We start from the raw sequence: 16,897 nt of genomic DNA, 5'->3' as shown, positions 1-16,897 counted from the left end.
TTAAAAGAAAAAGGGCGCTGGTAAAGGATAATCTTCACCAACTCCCTATTTTTCTACTTATCTAAGCCTAATTCTACCAAAATTTGACGTTTATAGGCAATCTTTTGGACTTCTTTGTCCTCATCTTCAGACCAATCTAGTTTAATTTCTGAAACAATCTGCCCAGGACGATTTTTCAAGATATAGATGCGGTCGCTGAGACTGAGGGCCTCCTCGATACTATGCGTGATGATCAAGGTTGTTAGCTGCAACTGCTTGTGAATCTCAAGGTACCAAGCGTGGAGTTCCATCTTGGTCATCTCATCCAAGGCGCTAAAAGCCTCATCCAAGAGAAAGAGCTTGTGCCCGAAAAGATAGGTTCGGAGTAAAGCTACACGCTGACGCATCCCACCACTGAGTTCATGAGGGTATTTATCTCTTACAGCTGTCAACTGGAAGGTCGCAAGAATTTCATCTGCGCGAGCAATAGCTTCTGCCTTATCCACCTTTTGAATCAAGAGGGGCAGAATGATATTACCAAGCACCGTCTTGTGCTCCAAGAGCAGATCCTTTTGTAACATATAACTCACGCGCCCCTTGGGATTTTCTTCACCATCAAGGACAATTCTCCCTGACTGAACTTCTAAAATCCCCGCAATTAAGTTGAAAAGCGTAGTCTTACCAACACCACTTGGGCCTAGGATAGAAACCACTTCACCTGAAGTGACTTTCAGATTGATGTCCTCTAAAATCCTCTCCTGACCATAGGCATAACTGACGTGTTCTAGTCTAATTTCTGTCATTATTTCACAAATTCGTTGGTGAAGCCTTTGTCTGTCAAATCTTCTTTAAGGATACCATTTTCTTTATCCCATTTGTAGAAGGCATTCCAGCGAGCTGCATCAAATTGCCCCCATTTTTCCTTGTCGCTTGCGTATTCTTTTGACAAGTATTTTTGAGATTCGATGACAAAGTCACGTTTTTCCTTGAGTTCAGGTGCATTTTTGATGAGGATATCAGCTGCTTCCTCTGGATGCTCCATAGCATATTGGTAGCCTTTTTTGATAGCTTGGATGACTTTACGAGCTTCTTCTTTGTTGTCTTTAAGGTAGTCGTTGTTTGCGATGATAACTGGTGAATAGTAGTCAAACTCCTTGACATAGTCTTTCAAGTACATGAAGTTAGCATCTACACCTTGTGATTTAGCAAGGATACCATCCCAACCGTAGTAGATCCAAGCAGTATCAAAGACGCCATTGGCAATCGGTGTGATTGAGTTTGAGTCGTTATTTGGTACTTTTTCAACCTTCTCAAAGTCTCCACCTTGAGATTCTACCAAGGTTTTCAACATAGCAAGTTCAGTTGGGTCATTCCATGTCCCGTATTTTTTACCAACCAAGTCCTTTGGACTGCTTACATTGTCAGATTTACGAGAGATGATTCCTGATGTATTGTGTTCAACAATAGCTGCAACGGCAGTAATTCCTGCTCCTTTTTCCAATTTTTTAGCCATATAGTCTTGGAAATAGACTGCAAATGGTGCCTTACCGTTAATAACCAAGTCAGAAGAACTTTCTTCTGGTGGCAATTTCAAATCAACATCCACTCCAGCTTCTTTGAAATAACCTTTTTCCTTAGCAACATAAAGCCCTGTGTGGTTGGTATTTGGCGTCCAGTCTAGGATAAAGTCAATCTTCTTGAGTTCTGCTTCCTTATTATCCTTAGAAGCAGTTCCTTGACCACAGGCCACAAGCACAACAGCTACAAGAGCTGTTAAAACAGTTAAAAACACTTTCCATGTTTTTTTCATTTTAATTTCCTCTTTTCTTTTTTGAAACCTTCTTATTCTACGAACGTTTCCATTTAATAACATATTTTTCACTAATATCGACCAACTTCATACCGAGAAGGCTGATAATCGATACCAGAATAATAATGGCAAACATGGTATCATACTGAAACAGTTTCTTGGACTGAATCATGTAGACACCTAGTCCTTCAAAGCCTCCCAACCACTCAGATACCACTGTTGTGATAAAGGCGTAGGAAACACTAACTCTCAGACCTGCATAAAAGTAGGGCAGGCTGACTGGAATTTTAAAATGCCACAGGATTTGCCAAGGTCTCGCTCGCATTAGACTAAACAAGGTCAGCATATCCTTGTCACAATGCCTAAAACCGTCCAAAATGCTAACGATGATAGGGAAGGTTGTCGTTAGGATAATCAAGACTATCTTGGGCAAAATCCCATAACCTAACCACAAGACTAAGATAGGAGCTATTGCAATGGTCGGAATGGTCTGAACAACCACCATCATGGGATAGATCAAATCATTGATCCAAGAGAGACTGTCCATAAGCACCGCCATAAGACAGGCAATCAAGACTCCCAAAACCAGCCCCAGTAAAGCCACTCTCAAGGTCGCCCAGCTATGGTGCCAGAGAAATTCTCTGTCACGAACAAAGGACTGGAGAATTTCAAGAGGTGTCGGCAGGATAAACTTGGGGAGCAGTTTAAGAAAACCTGCTAACTGCCAAATTGACAAGACTCCTAGAAAGCCCAATAGACTAATGTGTCGTCTCAGTATACTTTTCAAGTTTCTCATCAATACTTAAAATCTCTCCTACATTTATTTTGACATTGGCAAAAACATTATCTGCCTCCTGACCTGCCACTTTCAGCGCTTCTTTTAGAATGCGCATGAGCTCATCAAACTCCCCTTCCAAGACCGTTTCAAATGGTGTCACCACCATGGTTACTTCTTGAGCTTGTAGATAAGCAATGACCTGATCAATAACAGCAATTCGATCAATCCCCTGTGATAGGGGTAAAACTTGCAAGGCAATGCTTGCTTTCATAACAACCTCCTCTTCTCGTTTTCCTTTAACAAAAAGAAAAACCTTTACCATACATGGAAAAGGTGCAAAATTAGACTAAGTATCGTTCCCTACGCTGGCATTACCCAGATCAGGTGCGGTCGAAGTTTAACACTTCCTCTCAGACTGTACACAGACTCCCATATATTATATGGACATATGATAGCGCAAAACAAAAAAAATGTCAAGGAAACTGCTTACAGAAAAGAGTAGGAAAAATTTCCTACTCCCATTTTCTATATTCGTTCTCCATCACTGTTTACTCTGTAGCCATCGACCGTTGTATTGACAGCTAATGCGCCTGAAGAGTAAGAATAATACCATTTACCAGAGACTTGGTACCAACCTGTTTTCATTGCCCCTGAACTATCCAGATAATACCACAGACCATTTTCCTTTAACCATCCTGTCTGCATTTCACCAGATGATTTCAAATAATACCAGCTAGAACCATCTTTCAGCCATCCCGTTGATTTAGAACCATTTGATTTGAAATGGTACCAACTACCATTTATTTTCTTCCAACCGACAGTTGAACTGTTATTGGATCCATAGTTAGAGCTATTCCCTGATTGATTCTGATAATTCTGTGAAGAAGTCACTCCCTCTAGCTGGATATAGCGACGACTTCCGTTATAAGCCGTATAACTCAACCACTTGTATCCATCTTTTTCGAGAATTTGATCATAATGAACATTCTCCCCAGGATAATAATAATCAATCACAGTTGCGCTAGCTAGAGGTTGATTTTTGATAGCAGCCTTAGTCTTAAAATAATGTGTTCCTCCTGTTGAAACTGAAGATTGACTATTCCCAACACTGCCACCAGCTAAATCTTTAAAATGAATAAAGCCAGTCATAGTATTCGCCTTCACGACGCGCTTATTGTAAGATTCCCTTATTCCATAATTGTATTCTTCAATCTCAATCTCATCTCCTATTACATTTGACACCCAAGCAACATGACCATAAGTTCCTGCAGTCGACCAAGCAATGGAGCCAATCGCTGGTCTATTATCGACACGATAGCCTTCACGACGAGCACGATAGCCCCATTCATTCGCATTCCCATAAGCCGCCGGAATCTCAAAACCATTGACATTACTCAAACGAAAGGCTGCAAAAGAAGTACACTGACGAGAATACATGCGCCACTTATCAATCTCCTGGCTCCCATTTTTATAATGAGCAGGATAATCATCCCCACGCGCAATCGATCCATTTCCTCCGGAATAGGCATATACACTATTACCCGCTGCTAACATCAATCCTACTACTAAAAAGGGAACAACCTTTTTAACTGATTTTCTAAAAGAAAACCCTGTCTCTGTTACTGTAAATGGTGAAATTTTCATTCTTCCTCCTTGAAAATAATATAGTACTCAATGAAAATTAAAGATCAAACTAGGAAGCTAGGCGCAGGCTATACTTGAGTATGGCAAGGCGAAGCTGACGTGGTTTGAATTTGATTTTCGAAGAGTATAAATCGAAGATTGCCTTCACTTAAATTATTCGGAGAAAAAAAGAAAAAGTGAGAAAATTTCTCACTTTAGTCAAGATAATGAATCAAATTCTTTTCTGTAAGGATATCTGAGTAAGTAAAGGATTCAACGTAAACATTAGCTTGTTTATCTCCTTCAACGTTCCCAAATTCAACGATAAATAGGGATGGATAAACCTCAATTAGCTTACCCAATCTATTTTTTTGGCGCTTACGACCATTCTCCAAAGTCATTTCTACGACTTGTCCCTCATGTGCCTTGATTTCTTCTTTTATTTTTTTCATCTTGGCTACATCTGTAAATGCATCTGACATCTTATGCCTCCCTCTTTGAGATACTTGAAAATTTATTGTATTCTTTTTGGAAAATTAATTCCACCGTTCCACGAGCTCCACTACGGTTTTTCTCTATAATAACTTCTACCTTATTGTTTGGTATGCCTTCCTCTTCTTCACCACCACGCTCATAGTAGTCGTCGCGATAAAGAAAGGCTACGATATCAGCGTCCTGCTCAATAGAACCAGATTCACGAATATCAGACAAGACCGGTCTCTTATCCTGGCGTTGTTCTACACCACGAGAAAGCTGACTTAGAGCGATTACTGGAACCTTCAGTTCCTTAGCTAAAATTTTCAACTGACGTGAAATTTCTGAAACCTCTTGTTGACGATTTTCCCGACCAGTTCCCGTGATAAGCTGCAAATAGTCTATTAAAATCAAACCAAGATTTCCAGTTTCTTGAGCCAGTTTACGAGAACGAGAACGAATCTCTGTAATCCGAATCCCTGGCGTATCATCGATATAGATACTTGCATTAGCTAGGTTCCCTTGAGCAATGGTATATTTTTGCCACTCCTCATCAGTCAATTGACCCGTACGGATAGAATGCGATTCCACCAAGCCTTCTGCCGCCAACATACGGTCCACTAGACTTTCCGCACCCATTTCGAGTGAAAAAATAGCAACCGTTTTGTCCAACTTAGTCCCAATATTCTGAGCAATATTCAATGCAAAGGCTGTCTTACCAACCGCTGGACGGGCTGCTAGGATAATCAACTCCTCCTCATGAAGTCCAGTCGTCATATGATCCAAGTCACGATAGCCTGTCGCAATACCTGTAATATCGGTCGTTTGTTGCGAGCGAGTTTCCAGATTTCCAAAGTTGATATTCAACACATCTCGAATGTTCTTAAATCCACTTCGATTAGCATTTTCGCTGACATCAATCAGGCCTTTTTCTGCCTGAGCAATGATTTCATCAGCTGGTTGCGAAGCCTCGTAAGCTTGATTGACAGACTCTGTCAACTTGGAGATTAATCGACGTAGCATGGCCTTCTCTGCAACAATCTTAGCATAATACTCCGCATTAGCAGAAGTTGGCACAGAATTGACAATCTCAACCAGGTAAGACAAGCCACCAATATTCTGTAAATCACCTTGATTATCAAGAATGGTACGAACCGTTGTTGCATCTATAGCATCGCCACGATCGGATAAATCGACCATAGCTTGGAAAATCAAACGATGGGCATACTTAAAAAAGTCCCGAGACTCAATATATTCTCGCACAAAAACAAGCTTACTCTCGTCAATAAAGATAGCCCCTAAAACGGATTGCTCAGCTAAGATATCTTGAGGTTGTACTCGTAACTCTTCTACTTCTGCCATCAGACTTCCCTTCCTTTTACAATCTTGTCAAGAAAGTGTAAATTTACCCTTCTTTCACACGAAGATTGATCACACCTGTGATATCTTGATAGATTTTCACTGGTACATCGATCAAACCAACTGCTCGAATCGGAGCTTGTACTTGAATATGACGCTTATCAATCTTAATTCCAAATTGCTTTTGCAATTCTTCTGCAATTTTCTTATTCGTAATAGAACCAAAGGTACGGCCATCTGGACCAACTTTTTCAACGAATTCTACAACAGTTTCTTCTGCTTCAAGTTGGCCTTTAATTGCTTTTGCTTCTGCAATCATCTCAGCGTGAGCTTTTTCTTCAGATTTTTGTTTACCACGAAGCTCACCTACCGCTTGAGCAGTCGCTTCTTTGGCTAGATTTTTTTTGATAAGAAAGTTTTGTGCATACCCTGTTGGTACTTCCTTAATTTCGCCTTTTTTACCTTTTCCTTTAACATCTGCTAAAAAGATTACTTTCATTCTTCTTTCTCCTTTTCCTTTATTTCATTTAATACAATTTCTGTCAGTTTTTCACCTGCTTCTGACAAGGTTAAATCTTTAATTTGAGCTGCAGCTAAATTAAAGTGGCCTCCACCTCCTAACTCTTCCATAATCCGTTGTACATTCATTTTACTACGACTTCGAGCTGAGATAGAGATAAATCCTTGTGTATTCTTCGCAAGAACAAAACTCGCTTCAATGCCTGACATAGCTAACATGGCATCTGCTGCCTTACTAATAACAACTGTATCGTAGCATTTCGAGTCCGTAGCCTCTGCTATCAATACATCTGAACCTAATTTACGCCCTTGTAAAATCAGTTCATTGACCTCACGATATTCTTCAAAATCTGTCGCAGCGATTTCTTGGATAGCAATGCTATCACTTCCGCGCGTTCTGAGATAGCTAGCAACATCAAATGTCCGACTAGTCACTCGCGAGGTGAAATTTTTAGTATCCAACATCATACCAGCCATCAAGACGCTTGCTTGCATACGACTCAAACGATTTTTCTTAGAATTCTGGAACTGAATCAATTCCGTTACCAACTCACTAGCACTACTTGCACCACTTTCGATATAAGTAATAACCGCATTATCTGGAAAATCCTGATCCCGTCTGTGGTGGTCGATAACGATGGTTTGGGTAAATAAATCATAAAAATCTTTTGATAAAGTTAAAGCTGTCTTTGAATGGTCTACAAGAATCAACAAAGAACGATTAGTCACCATCCCCATTGCGTCCTTAACAGACAACAACTTTGTAACTCCTTCTTTTTCTAAGAATGAAACAGCTCGTTCAATATCCGGCGACATTTGTTCTTCATCATAAATAGCATAGCTATTTTGAGTCACATTGCTGGCAAACAACTGCATACCTACAGCAGAGCCAAGAGCATCCATATCTAGATTTTTGTGACCAACTACAAAAACCTGATCCACACTACGAATCTTATCTGAAATAGCCGTCATCATAGCACGCGTACGGGTCCGTGTACGTTTGATTGAGGCAGCAGATCCACCACCAAAATAAACTGGATTTTTCGTTTCGTTGTTTTCCTTGACAACCACTTGGTCGCCACCACGCACTTCAGCCAAGTTCAAATTGAGCAAAGCAACTTTCCCTATTTCATCATGATTTCCATCACCATAAGAAAATCCCATACTTAAGGTCAAGGGCAACTGTCTCTGTTTCGACTCTTCTCTGAAAGAATCAATAACAGAAAATTTATCGTTCATCAATCCCTCAAGCACCGTGTAGTCCGTAAATAGATAAAAGCGATCCATACTTACTCGACGGGAGAACATGGCATGTTTTCCAGCGAATTCTGAAACAAAATTGGCTACAAAACTATTAATATGACTGATATCAGACTCTGATGTTTCATCTTCTAAGTCATCGTAGTTGTCAACAGAAACAATCCCAATCACAGGTCGACTCGTTACTAACTCAACAGTCGCTTCGTATTCTCCAGACACATCAAAGAAGTAAAGAACTCCAGACACCTTGTCCATATGAACCGAATAGCGGGTCTCACCCAAGGTGGCATAAGAACCTGGATTCCCCACAGAAGCCTTGATAATTGTTTGAATTAATGCCACATCAATTTCGCCCACTTCATTAGTCAAAATCAATTCAGCATAAGGATTAAACCATTCAACTTCACCTGACGACAAGTCTAATTTAATAACTCCGACAGGCATCTGTTCTAACAAGGTTGTCAAACTATCTTCAGCTTGGTGGTTTACATACTGGATTTGTTCTACTTCACTCTTTGAGTAGTAGTCTCTCTGATGGATGAATAGTAAAATATATGAACCCAAAATAAGTAGCAAAAGAAATAGCGTTACCAGTGTATTCGTTACAAAAACAAGTTGCACAGATAGCACTCCGAACGCCACTATTCCTAATATTAAGGGGAAAATAGGACTTACATAAAATTTTTTCATTCCAAACCTCTTGGCACCCATTATACCATAATAACCACCAAAAAGCGACTTTTTAAAAGTGTAATCAGTAATTCTATCAATTATAAGAAAAAGGAGGTTTACAATTTAGTAAACCTTCCTTTACACATATTGAAATTAAGATTCTTTAACTTCTAACAAGCCAATCTCGCCATCTTCACGACGATAAATCACATTGGTTGTCTGATCTTCAACATCCACATAGATAAAGAAATCATGTCCCAACAAATCCATCTGTAGAATAGCTTCTTCCAAATCCATTGGTTTTAAATCAATTTGTTTTGAACGAACAACTCTAGATTGGACAACATTTGTATCTTCCACCAAAGCATCTGTAAATAATTGACTAGTTGCTACCTTGTTTTTATTTTTACGCTCGATTTTTGTTTTATTTTTACGAATCTGACGTTCAATTTTATCGGTTACAAGGTCAATTGAACCATACATATCTTGAGACACATCTTCTGCACGAAGAGTAATTGAACCAAGCGGAATCGTCACCTCCACTTTAGCCGTTTTTTCACGATACACCTTCAAGTTTACTCGAGCATCCAACTCTTGTTCAGCTTGAAAATACTTTTCGATCTTTTCGAGTTTAGAAACTACATAATCACGAATTGCTTCTGTTACTTCTAGGTTTTCACCACGGATACTATATTTAATCATATGAGTACCTTCTTTCTAAACATTTTTGTTTTTCTGATTTCATTATAACGCTTTCATTTTATTTTTGCAAATTTTTTCCTCATCTTACAAGGGAAAATGTTTTTACATCTTCAGCACCCGCTTCTTCCAACAGCTTCTTCACACGATTTATAGTTGTTCCAGTAGTATAAATGTCATCTATAAGTAGGATTTTTTTAGGAATAGTGACTCCACTTTTAATAAAGAAAGGAAATTCTGTCTCCAAACGCTCTGAGCGACTTTTAGAAGAACTGGCCCGCTCTTCTCTCTTTTCTAATAAATCCAGATACGCAAAGCCTGCTGCATCAACTAAACTTTCAACCTGATTAAATCCTCTATCAGCATATCTATCACGACTTAGAGGAATGACAACAAATTGATACTCTTTGTACTTTTTTAACTCCTCACTTAAAACTGAAGCAAAAACTTTTCTTAAAAGGAAGTCTCCATCAAACTTATACCGACTGAAAAAATCCTTCATAGCTTGATTGTAAGTAAAAATCGCTCTATGACTGACCTCAACTCCTTCTTTACACCAAAATTGACAATCTTGACACTTCGTTGACAAACCTGTTTTCATACAGTTTGGACATTTCTCTTCTCCAATCCTCTCAAAAGTAGAATCACAATCTAAACAAAGACAGGAGACATCATTCCTCAGAATTAAGAGACTACTGAAAGTTAAAACAGCCTTCATAGTCTGCCCACATAATAAGCACTTCATAGCCCCGCCTCCTTATTCATCTGTTGAATTTCCCTAATTGCCTTTTTGATTGAAGTATTTAACCCGTCATGGAAGAAAAGCAAATCTCCTGTCGGTCTGTCCATACTCCGACCGACACGTCCTCCAATCTGTATTAAACTAGACTTGGTAAACAGACGATGATTGGCCTCCACTACGAAAACGTCCACACAAGGGAAGGTAACTCCACGCTCCAATATCGTCGTACTGATAAGTATTGTCAGTTCTCTATTTCGAAAAGCTTGTACCTGCTCTAATCGATTTTCTGTGATAGAAGATACAAAGCCAATTTTCTCATTTGGAAATTGCTCCTGTATGATTTCTTTTAACTGTTCCCCTTTCTTAATCTCTGAAGCAAAAATGAGTAACGGATAAGCTGTCTTTCTCTGCTTCTCAATATAAGACTTTAGCTTTGGCGATAAACACTTCTTCTCTAAATAGCGATTAAAATCGGATAACCAGACAGGTTTAGGAATAATCAACGGATTTCCATGAAATCGTCTTGGCAAGCTCAATCGTTTTAGTTCTCCTATGCGAACCTTCCTATCTAACTCATCGGTAGAAGTTGCTGTTAAAAAGATTCTCAAGCCATTCTCCTTTACACTATTCTTGACAGCATGGTAAAGCGTGGGATTGTCAACATAAGGAAAGGCATCTACTTCATCCACTATCAGCAAATCAAAAGCTTGATAAAACTTCAATAACTGATGGGTCGTCGCAACAACTAGTGGTGTTCGAAAATACGGCTCTGATTCTCCGTGTAGTAAAGATATCTTGCAAGCAAAATCATCTTGCAGGCGCTTGTACAGCTCCAAACAAACATCTATGCGAGGACTGGCCAAACACACTGCACCACCCGCATTGATCACTTTAGCTACTACTTGATAAATCATTTCTGTCTTTCCAGCTCCTGTTACAGCGTGAACCAAGCTTGGCTCTTGCTTGTCTACCGCTTGAAGCAGTCCCTGTGATACCTTATCTTGAAAAGGGGTTAATTGACCACGCCATTTAAGAACATCTTGCTTCGGAAAATCCTCCTGTGGGAAATAGTATAAAGATTGATCACTCCTGACTCGCTTCATCAGTAAACACTCCCTACAATAGTAAGTACCGATGGGCAAATACCATTCTTCTAGAATAGTACTATTACAACGTTGACAGAAAAGTTTCCCTTTCTCCTTTCTCATTGCTGGAAGTTTCTCCGCCAACTGACGTTCCTCTTCTGTTAATTCATTCTCAGTAAACAAGCGACCGAGATAATTTGGATTTACTTTCATACTTCTTTATTCGTAAAAACCTAGCGCTTTAAATGATTTTTTAGTACAATTAAATCATGGAATTTAGAACAATTAAAGAGGACGGACAAGTCCAAGAAGAAATCAAAAAATCCCGCTTTATCTGTCATGCCAAGCGTGTTTATAGCGAAGAAGAGGCTCGTGACTTCATTACTGCCATCAAGAAAGAGCACTACAAAGCTACTCATAACTGCTCTGCCTTCATTATTGGGGAACGTAGTGGAATCAAACGGACAAGTGATGATGGTGAGCCCAGTGGGACTGCTGGCGTTCCCATGCTTGGGGTACTAGAAAATCACAATCTTACTAATGTCTGTGTGGTAGTGACACGCTACTTTGGTGGCATTAAACTAGGCGCTGGAGGATTGATTCGTGCTTACGCTGGCAGTGTTGCCTTAGCTGTCAAAGAAATTGGCATCATTGAAATAAAGGAACAGGCTGGCATTGCTATTCAAATGTCTTACGCTCAGTACCAAGAGTACAGTAACTTCCTTAAGGAATATAATCTCATGGAACTGGATACAAACTTTACAGATCAAGTCGATACGATGATTTATGTTGATAAAGAAGAAAAAGAAACTATTAAAGCTGCACTTGTAGAGTTTTTTAATGGAAAAGTCACTTTAACTGATCAAGGTTTACGAGAAGTTGAAGTTCCTGTAAACTTAGTGTAAACAAAGGAGAAAAATATGGCATTTGGTAAATTCATTCAAGGACTCGCTGGTAACTTTAGCGAGCAAAACAAAGAAACTCTTATCAAAGAATATGGACAATATCTACTAGAAAATGAAGAAATTCAAAGTGGATATAAACTGATTCGTGACTCAATTATATTTACAAATATCCGTATTATCTTTACAGATAAACAAGGCGCTACCGGTCGTAAGATGTCTATTAAATCAATCTTTTTGATGAACATTGTTAACGTTGAAATGGAAACTGCAGGAGCAGGTATAGATGATAGTGAAATTACTATTACTTATTTAGAAAATGTCTTTCTAAAAGCACACAATGAGCATTTTAATGCTCATAAATTTGAATTCCCTAAGAAAACGGATATCATTCCACTTTACACCTATTTATTAGAATTAGCTTATCACAATCGCTTGAAAATTAACGGCTTAGACCTGTGATATAAAAAAATCCTATCACTTCGATAGGATTTCTATATTTTACAAATGGTATAGATAGCGTTATACTAGAAATATCTTATACAAAGAGGTATTCATATGTCTATTTATAACAACATTACTGAATTAATCGGTCAAACTCCGATTGTTAAACTCAACAACATCGTGCCAGAAGGGGCTGCGGACGTCTATGTAAAGCTTGAAGCATTCAACCCTGGTTCTTCTGTAAAAGATCGTATTGCTCTTAGCATGATTGAAAAAGCTGAACAAGACGGTATTCTGAAACCAGGTTCTACAATTGTTGAAGCAACAAGTGGAAACACTGGTATTGGACTTTCATGGGTAGGTGCTGCTAAAGGGTATAAAGTCGTCATCGTTATGCCTGAAACTATGAGTGTAGAACGACGTAAGATTATCCAAGCTTATGGTGCTGAACTCGTCCTAACTCCTGGTAGTGAGGGAATGAAAGGCGCTATTGCTAAAGCTCAAGAAATCGCTGCTGAACGTGATGGTTTCCTTCCTCTTCAATTTGACAATCCAGCTAATCCAGAAGTACACGAAAGAACAACAGGAGCTGAAATACTAGCTGCTTTCGGTAAAGATGGACTAGATGCCTTTGTTGCTGGAGTGGGTACCGGTGGAACGATTTCTGGTGTTTCTCATGCACTCAAATCAGCAAATTCTAACATTCAAGTTTTTGCAGTAGAGGCAGACGAATCTGCTATTCTATCTGGTGAAAAACCTGGACCACACAAAATTCAAGGTATCTCAGCTGGATTTATTCCTGATACACTTGATACAAATGCCTATGATGGTATTGTTCGTGTAACATCAGACGATGCACTAGCACTCGGCCGTGAGATTGGTGGAAAAGAAGGATTCCTTGTTGGTATTTCTTCAGCTGCAGCTATCTACGGAGCCATCGAGGTTGCCAAGAAATTAGGTACAGGTAAAAAAGTTCTTGCTCTAGCACCAGATAACGGTGAACGTTATCTCTCTACAGCACTCTATGAATTTGAAGTGTAGTCTCCTAAATACACTTAGCCCTTATTATAGGGCTTTTTATTTATACCTTAAAAATAGGAACATCTCCCTATAAAAATCGACTGCATAGAAAAAAGGAAGCAATTTGGCTTCCTTTTTATTATTAGTTATTCAAGGCTGCTGCCATTGTAGCTGCAACTTCAGCTTCAAAGTCGTTTGCAGCTTTCTCGATACCTTCACCAACTTCAAAGCGAGCGAACTCAACTACTGAAGCGTTAACTGATTCAAGGTATGCTTCAACTGTCTTGCTGTCATCCATGATGTATACTTGTGCAAGAAGTGTGTAAGCTTGGTCAACTTTAGTGTTGTCAAGCATGAAGCGATCCATTTTACCTGGGATGATTTTGTCCCAGATTTTTTCTGGTTTACCTTCTGCAGCCAACTCAGCTTTGATGTCAGCTTCAGCTTGAGCAATCACTTCATCAGTCAATTGAGATTTTGATCCATACTTCAAGTGTGGAAGAGCTGGTTTGTTAACCATTGCACGGCTTTCGTTATCTTGGTCGATAACGTGGTTCAATTGTGCCAACTCATCTTTAACGAATTGCTCATCCAATTCTTTGTAAGAAAGAACTGTTGGTTTCATCGCTGCGATGTGCATTGACAATTGTTTAGCAAGTGCTTCGTCTCCACCTTCAACAACTGAAATAACACCGATACGTCCACCGTTATGTTGGTATGCTCCAAAGTGTTGTGCGTCTGTTTTTTCAATCAATGCAAAGCGACGGAATGAGATTTTTTCTCCGATAGTTGCTGTTGCAGATACGTATGCAGATTCAAGAGTTTCACCTGAAGGCATTGTCAAAGCAAGAGCTTCTTCATTGTTAGCAGGTTTTCCTTCAGCAATAACTTTAGCTGTAGTATTTACCAATTCAACGAATTGAGCATTTTTCGCAACGAAGTCAGTTTCAGCGTTTACTTCAATAACTGCTGCAACATTACCGTTAACATAAACACCAGTCAAACCTTCTGCAGCAACACGGTCAGCTTTCTTAGCTGCCTTAGCCATACCTTTTTCACGAAGCAATTCAATCGCTTTTTCGATGTCACCGTCTGTTTCTACAAGCGCTTTTTTAGCGTCCATAACTCCGGCACCAGATTTTTCACGCAACTCTTTTACAAGTTTAGCTGTAATTTCTGCCATTTTGATTCTCCTATATTTTTTAAAAATAGGAGAGCCGGGCTAAGCCCCGCCCTCCTAGGTAATTACTAATTATATGAATTAAGCGTTGTCGCCTTCTACAACTTCAACGATTTCTTCAATTGAATCTGCTTGAGCTTCTGAAGCTGCAAATTCTGCTTCAACTGCTGCTGCATCTTCACCTTGACGTCCTTCGATGATAGCGTCAGCCAATTTAGCTGTGATCAATTTAACAGCGCGGATAGCATCATCGTTAGCTGGAATGATTACATCGATATCATCTGGATCAGTGTTTGTGTCAACCATGGCTACAACTGGGATTCCCAATTTCTTAGCTTCTTTAACAGCAATTTGCTCTTTATGTGGGTCAACTACGTACATAACATCTGGGATACGAGGCATATCTTCGATACCACCCAAGAATTTTTCAAGACGTGCACGTTGTTTGTTAAGAAGTGCAACTTCTTTCTTAGGAAGAACTTCGAAAGTTCCATCTTCTTCCATACGTTTGATTTCTTTCAAACGAGCGATACGTTTTTGGATTGTTCCCCAGTTTGTAAGAGTTCCACCCAACCAACGGTGGTTGATGAAGTATTGACCTGAACGTACTGCTTCTTCAGCAACTGCATCAGCTGCTTGTTTCTTAGTACCAACAAACAATACAACTGCATCGTTAGCTGCTGCATCACGCATGAAATCGTAAGCTTGGTCAGCGTATTTTACAGTTTGTTGCAAGTCGATAACGTGGATTCCGTTACGCTCAGTGAAGATGTACTTAGCCATCTTAGGGTTCCAGCGACGAGTTTGGTGACCAAAGTGTACACCAGCCTCAAGAAGTTGTTTCATTGAAATTACTGCCATGAGTATTTCTCCTTTTTGTTTTTTTCCTCTTCTTGACTTCAACTCGCAAAACGACCCAAAGGCAACTGTTTCACAATTCATCAAGAATGAGTATTATCGTTCACACGACAAGTTTCATTTTACCATACTTTTTCAATATTTTCAAGTGATTTTAGCAGATTTTTAAAGTAAGGTAACTATATGAATCATAAAAGAGACTCAAATCGAGCCTCTTCGTTTTATTCATTAGTTTGGATAGATATATGTTACAAAACCTTCTGAAGTCGTAGTAGGATTGAACCATCCACGTTTATTTCCGATTGTACGGTTTCCACCATAGTTTGATTCAGATACTTGGATACTTGTTGATGATGAAACAGCTGTAACCACGGCTACGTGTCCATATCCACCATCATTCCAACATGCAATGGCACCAACTTGAGGTGTAGATCCTGTACGGAATCCTGCTGCAGCTGCACTTGTAGCCCACTGTGCTCCATTACCCCAGTAATCTCCAGCCCAAGGCGCCAATGTTTTAGCTCCCCATGTACACTCACCAGTTGGATAACTTGAAGCATTTGTACTATATGTTGGACGATGTGTCACTGGAGCAGGAGTGTAGCTTGTTGATTCTGTTGAAGCACTGCTTGAAGATGATTCAGACGAACTTGACTCAGATGAACTTGATGAAGAAGTAGTAGATACTGCTTGAACCTGTGCTGTAAAAGTTGTATTTCCAGAAGCAACTACTGTTTGTTGTTGACTTGCTTGTTTAGCTTTATAAGCTGCTTCTGCTTCTGCAGCTGCTTTAGCTTCTGCTTCTGCTGCAGCTTTTTTCTCAAGTAAACTTGCTTTTTCATCCTCTGCAGTAGCCTTTTCAGCAGCAAGATTCAATTCTGCAGCTTTCAACTCAGCTTGTTTTGTAGTTAATGATTGAGCATCATCAGCTAGTTTTTGCTGATTTGCAATAACTGTATTAATTGCATCATTGTTTGCTACTTGTTTTTCAGAAATAGCTTTTTTATCTGCTTTTTGTTGTTCCAACATCTTGTTGTTTGCAGATACGATTTCACTCATTGCAGCAACACGTGAAATAGCTTCTGTAATTGATTTTGAGTTTACAATTGTATTGATGTAATTTGTTGCAGCTCCATTTGTTTGAGCACTACGAGCTTGTTTTTGTAATGAATCATTGCGAGATACAATATTCTTAGAAAGTTCTGTAATTTCACCCTCAAGCTTTTTAGATTCTGCTTGTAGTCTATCATTTTCAGATTGCAAGTTTGATTGCTCTGTTTGAATAGCAGATACTTGCTCCTGAACTTGATCAACTTGTTTTTGTGCTTCTTGTTGTTGTGCTGTTAAGTTACTAATTTTATTATCTTGAGCAGCAATTTTGTCATCAGTAGTTTCTGCATGCGCAGTTGTTAAAACAGCTACTTGAGAAACCATTACTGTACTTAATAAAAGTGACGCTAAGATTTTTTTCTTCATATTACGTAGATACTCCT

General features: G+C 39.3%; 18 protein-coding genes and 1 riboswitch. Of the genes, 3 read left to right on the top strand and 15 right to left on the bottom strand.

Going from position 1 to position 16,897, the window contains the following annotated elements; translation table 11 throughout:
* Window positions 1-53 precede the first annotated feature (53 nt).
* From L0P31_RS04940 to L0P31_RS04885, 12 genes are all read right to left on the bottom strand, one after another.
* Window positions 54-782: an ABC transporter ATP-binding protein gene (locus L0P31_RS04940; protein WP_020902628.1), complete on the bottom strand. Its 729-nt coding sequence runs from the start codon at window positions 780-782 to the stop codon at window positions 54-56.
* Complete coding sequence (locus tag L0P31_RS04935; RefSeq protein WP_004261900.1) at window positions 782-1,789, bottom strand: ABC transporter substrate-binding protein; 1,008 nt, start codon at window positions 1,787-1,789, stop codon at window positions 782-784. The genes L0P31_RS04940 and L0P31_RS04935 overlap by 1 nt, the downstream gene beginning before the upstream one ends.
* A gap of 37 nt (window positions 1,790-1,826) precedes the next feature.
* On the bottom strand, window positions 1,827-2,585 hold the full coding sequence (locus tag L0P31_RS04930) for an ABC transporter permease (RefSeq protein WP_238096025.1): 759 nt from the start codon (window positions 2,583-2,585) through the stop codon (window positions 1,827-1,829).
* The gene (locus L0P31_RS04925) at window positions 2,548-2,838 is read right to left on the bottom strand and encodes a thiamine-binding protein (RefSeq protein WP_238096023.1); all 291 of its coding nucleotides are present in this window, start codon (window positions 2,836-2,838) and stop codon (window positions 2,548-2,550) included. The genes L0P31_RS04930 and L0P31_RS04925 overlap by 38 nt, the downstream gene beginning before the upstream one ends.
* 69 nt (window positions 2,839-2,907) lie before the next feature.
* Window positions 2,908-3,010, bottom strand: a riboswitch (TPP riboswitch).
* An 82-nt stretch (window positions 3,011-3,092) separates the two neighbouring features.
* Window positions 3,093-4,211, bottom strand: coding sequence for a choline binding-anchored murein hydrolase CbpD (gene cbpD, locus L0P31_RS04920; protein WP_238096021.1), 1,119 nt, complete (start codon window positions 4,209-4,211; stop codon window positions 3,093-3,095).
* A 194-nt stretch (window positions 4,212-4,405) separates the two neighbouring features.
* On the bottom strand, window positions 4,406-4,672 hold the full coding sequence (locus L0P31_RS04915; RefSeq protein WP_001278169.1) for a Veg family protein: 267 nt from the start codon (window positions 4,670-4,672) through the stop codon (window positions 4,406-4,408).
* A 1-nt stretch (window position 4,673) separates the two neighbouring features.
* Window positions 4,674-6,026, bottom strand: coding sequence for a replicative DNA helicase (gene dnaB / locus L0P31_RS04910; protein WP_004255325.1), 1,353 nt, complete (start codon window positions 6,024-6,026; stop codon window positions 4,674-4,676).
* A gap of 43 nt (window positions 6,027-6,069) precedes the next feature.
* Window positions 6,070-6,522, bottom strand: a complete 453-nt coding sequence (gene rplI, locus L0P31_RS04905; protein WP_238096019.1) for a 50S ribosomal protein L9 — start codon at window positions 6,520-6,522, stop codon at window positions 6,070-6,072.
* Window positions 6,519-8,492, bottom strand: a complete 1,974-nt coding sequence (locus L0P31_RS04900) for a DHH family phosphoesterase (RefSeq protein ID WP_238096017.1) — start codon at window positions 8,490-8,492, stop codon at window positions 6,519-6,521. The genes rplI and L0P31_RS04900 overlap by 4 nt, the downstream gene beginning before the upstream one ends.
* Before the next feature lie 135 nt (window positions 8,493-8,627).
* Window positions 8,628-9,176: a ribosome hibernation-promoting factor, HPF/YfiA family gene (gene hpf / locus L0P31_RS04895; protein ID WP_004255322.1), complete on the bottom strand. Its 549-nt coding sequence runs from the start codon at window positions 9,174-9,176 to the stop codon at window positions 8,628-8,630.
* A gap of 79 nt (window positions 9,177-9,255) precedes the next feature.
* Window positions 9,256-9,918 carry a ComF family protein gene (locus L0P31_RS04890; protein WP_238096015.1) on the bottom strand — a complete coding sequence of 221 codons (663 nt, stop codon included), beginning with the start codon at window positions 9,916-9,918 and terminating at the stop codon, window positions 9,256-9,258.
* Window positions 9,915-11,213 carry an ATP-dependent helicase ComFA gene (locus L0P31_RS04885; protein WP_238096013.1) on the bottom strand — a complete coding sequence of 433 codons (1,299 nt, stop codon included), beginning with the start codon at window positions 11,211-11,213 and terminating at the stop codon, window positions 9,915-9,917. The genes L0P31_RS04890 and L0P31_RS04885 overlap by 4 nt, the downstream gene beginning before the upstream one ends.
* Window positions 11,214-11,269: 56 nt before the next feature.
* Here L0P31_RS04885 and L0P31_RS04880 point away from each other — a divergent pair, with 56 nt between their 5' ends.
* The 3 genes from L0P31_RS04880 (at window position 11,270) to cysK (ending at window position 13,387) form a co-directional block, all read left to right on the top strand.
* The gene (locus tag L0P31_RS04880) at window positions 11,270-11,905 is read left to right on the top strand and encodes a YigZ family protein (protein ID WP_000395748.1); all 636 of its coding nucleotides are present in this window, start codon (window positions 11,270-11,272) and stop codon (window positions 11,903-11,905) included.
* 15 nt (window positions 11,906-11,920) lie between these two features.
* A complete protein-coding gene (locus L0P31_RS04875; RefSeq protein WP_000863906.1) occupies window positions 11,921-12,364 on the top strand; it encodes a PH domain-containing protein in 444 nt (147 codons plus the stop codon).
* A gap of 96 nt (window positions 12,365-12,460) precedes the next feature.
* Complete coding sequence (gene cysK / locus L0P31_RS04870; protein WP_000029880.1) at window positions 12,461-13,387, top strand: cysteine synthase A; 927 nt, start codon at window positions 12,461-12,463, stop codon at window positions 13,385-13,387.
* Between the two features lie 121 nt (window positions 13,388-13,508).
* On the opposite strand, the gene tsf is transcribed toward cysK, so the two are convergent.
* The 3 genes from tsf to pcsB form a co-directional block, all read right to left on the bottom strand.
* Complete coding sequence (tsf, locus tag L0P31_RS04865) at window positions 13,509-14,549, bottom strand: translation elongation factor Ts (protein WP_049499106.1); 1,041 nt, start codon at window positions 14,547-14,549, stop codon at window positions 13,509-13,511.
* Window positions 14,550-14,627: 78 nt separating this feature from the next.
* A complete protein-coding gene (gene rpsB, locus L0P31_RS04860) occupies window positions 14,628-15,407 on the bottom strand; it encodes a 30S ribosomal protein S2 (RefSeq protein ID WP_000268459.1) in 780 nt (259 codons plus the stop codon).
* Between the two features lie 225 nt (window positions 15,408-15,632).
* Complete coding sequence (pcsB, locus tag L0P31_RS04855) at window positions 15,633-16,880, bottom strand: peptidoglycan hydrolase PcsB (RefSeq protein ID WP_049499103.1); 1,248 nt, start codon at window positions 16,878-16,880, stop codon at window positions 15,633-15,635.
* Between the last annotated feature and the right edge of the window lie 17 nt (window positions 16,881-16,897).

Origin of the sequence: Streptococcus mitis (assembly GCF_022137125.1) — a bacterium.
GTDB classification, from domain to species: Bacteria; Bacillota; Bacilli; order Lactobacillales; family Streptococcaceae; genus Streptococcus; species Streptococcus mitis_CE.
The sequence above is the reverse complement of the archived record's forward strand: the minus strand, read 5'-3'. Positions and strand labels throughout refer to the sequence as shown.

Bases quoted from the DNA above. Each gene is read 5' to 3' on its own strand.
- rplI (WP_238096019.1), bottom strand. From the start codon at position 6,522: ATGAAAGTAATCTTTTTAGCAGATGTTAAAGGAAAAGGTAAAAAAGGC.
- L0P31_RS04935 (WP_004261900.1), bottom strand. From the start codon at position 1,789: ATGAAAAAAACATGGAAAGTGTTTTTAACTGTTTTAACAGCTCTTGTA.
- L0P31_RS04880 (WP_000395748.1), top strand. From the start codon at position 11,270: ATGGAATTTAGAACAATTAAAGAGGACGGACAAGTCCAAGAAGAAATC.
- L0P31_RS04940 (WP_020902628.1), bottom strand. From the start codon at position 782: ATGACAGAAATTAGACTAGAACACGTCAGTTATGCCTATGGTCAGGAG.
- cysK (WP_000029880.1), top strand. From the start codon at position 12,461: ATGTCTATTTATAACAACATTACTGAATTAATCGGTCAAACTCCGATT.
- L0P31_RS04890 (WP_238096015.1), bottom strand. From the start codon at position 9,918: ATGAAGTGCTTATTATGTGGGCAGACTATGAAGGCTGTTTTAACTTTC.
- L0P31_RS04930 (WP_238096025.1), bottom strand. From the start codon at position 2,585: ATGAGAAACTTGAAAAGTATACTGAGACGACACATTAGTCTATTGGGC.
- dnaB (WP_004255325.1), bottom strand. From the start codon at position 6,026: ATGGCAGAAGTAGAAGAGTTACGAGTACAACCTCAAGATATCTTAGCT.
- hpf (WP_004255322.1), bottom strand. From the start codon at position 9,176: ATGATTAAATATAGTATCCGTGGTGAAAACCTAGAAGTAACAGAAGCA.
- L0P31_RS04925 (WP_238096023.1), bottom strand. From the start codon at position 2,838: ATGAAAGCAAGCATTGCCTTGCAAGTTTTACCCCTATCACAGGGGATT.
- pcsB (WP_049499103.1), bottom strand. From the start codon at position 16,880: ATGAAGAAAAAAATCTTAGCGTCACTTTTATTAAGTACAGTAATGGTT.
- L0P31_RS04915 (WP_001278169.1), bottom strand. From the start codon at position 4,672: ATGTCAGATGCATTTACAGATGTAGCCAAGATGAAAAAAATAAAAGAA.
- L0P31_RS04900 (WP_238096017.1), bottom strand. From the start codon at position 8,492: ATGAAAAAATTTTATGTAAGTCCTATTTTCCCCTTAATATTAGGAATA.
- L0P31_RS04875 (WP_000863906.1), top strand. From the start codon at position 11,921: ATGGCATTTGGTAAATTCATTCAAGGACTCGCTGGTAACTTTAGCGAG.
- tsf (WP_049499106.1), bottom strand. From the start codon at position 14,549: ATGGCAGAAATTACAGCTAAACTTGTAAAAGAGTTGCGTGAAAAATCT.
- L0P31_RS04885 (WP_238096013.1), bottom strand. From the start codon at position 11,213: ATGAAAGTAAATCCAAATTATCTCGGTCGCTTGTTTACTGAGAATGAA.
- cbpD (WP_238096021.1), bottom strand. From the start codon at position 4,211: ATGAAAATTTCACCATTTACAGTAACAGAGACAGGGTTTTCTTTTAGA.
- rpsB (WP_000268459.1), bottom strand. From the start codon at position 15,407: ATGGCAGTAATTTCAATGAAACAACTTCTTGAGGCTGGTGTACACTTT.